This window comes from Ferroplasma sp. Type II (assembly GCF_000496155.1).
This window is the reverse complement of sequence record NZ_KI542705.1, coordinates 12,374-13,694: the sequence shown is the minus strand read 5'-3', so window position 1 is coordinate 13,694 and position 1,321 is coordinate 12,374. Positions and strand designations below refer to the sequence as shown.

The window sequence follows — 1,321 nt, the reverse complement described above, 5'->3', positions numbered from 1 at the left end:
TCTGATGAATGTGTCACCGCTGGCATCGCCAATCAGTACCTCATCTTCCCCGTCATCTTCTCCATATTCTATATATACTCCATCTCCTTCATCAACACCGCTTTGGGGATTCGATGGCGCATATATGAACTATTCAGTTATCCAATCAACTAACACTCCCCCATACAACATTTATTCAATCGTACCTCAATGGTTGTTCAATGGAGCATATGCAAGTTATACTTTCAATATGTCATCATCATCTTCTACGACGACAGGCAATTACAATGCCACTATATTCAATGTAAATACCACATCATTGACTTATTCTGTAAAGTATGCGATATTTGAAAATATATCGGGAAAATCTACATCCTCCATTGAGTATACTAATAATACAAGCGCTGACGTAGGCATGCCTGCACCTTCCATAGGAATTCCAGGAAGTGGCACTCCTTTTCCTGCTCTTTCAACTCAATCCTTATATTCCATGGATACTGGTATGTTAGGTTATGGTTCCGGAGTAGCATCTGCTAGTAACATAACCATCAGAAATGCGGTAAATTATACTGCCCTTGATAAGACAATAAAGAGTGATCAGTATATTATGATTAGTCCCTACATTAACGAGAGTTATTACGTATCCTACGGAAGTGGACTTTACCTTAATGCCACAGCCAATACATCCATTTACAATGCTACTGCACAGATCACTGCTACAAATGTTCCCCTTTCCTTGCCTCCACCATTTACAGTAGGGATGAGGACCACCACGGGGTATACGAAATATGAGATTATATCTATCACTCCGAATGGAAACTTCACGGCAAATGTCACTACAAACATGACAGAGTCCTCCGTTTCCCCGGGTAATTGCAACGGGACCTTCCAAAATCCCGGAAATCTCCCCGTTTTAAATTTAACTGACCTGAATCAGTTGAATGCAGGGAAAGTTCCTCCGGGAATAAATATGCCTGTCAAGAATGCTACCGTGGAAACTGGTGTTACAGTAACGGTTCCTGCTGGAACTTTCGTAACCGATAAAGTTTTTAGTTCATCAAATCAAGTAAATTTTACATTTTACATTGATTCAACTTCTGGTGTGTTGGCACTTGGCAATATTAATTTTTCCATGTCAGCTAATGGACACACTATGATAATGAATGAAAGTTTGTCCTTAAGCAGCACAAATATTCCAATGGAGTCAACTGGTTATGGTTTTCTGAAGGGTACAATCACACCTACTGGAGCAACACTTGTTATCAATGGCATGATAGTGCCTACATATAACGGTGCGTTCTATAATATATCACTTAAACCTGGAAATTATTACGTCTCCGCT

The 1,321-nt window shown here is 39.8% G+C and carries 1 protein-coding gene; it reads left to right on the top strand.

The features are described 5' to 3' along the window. Window positions 1-124 precede the first annotated feature (124 nt). A partial coding sequence (locus AMDU4_RS04685) for a hypothetical protein (protein WP_290704218.1) occupies window positions 125-1,321 on the top strand: 1,197 nt, incomplete at its 3' end.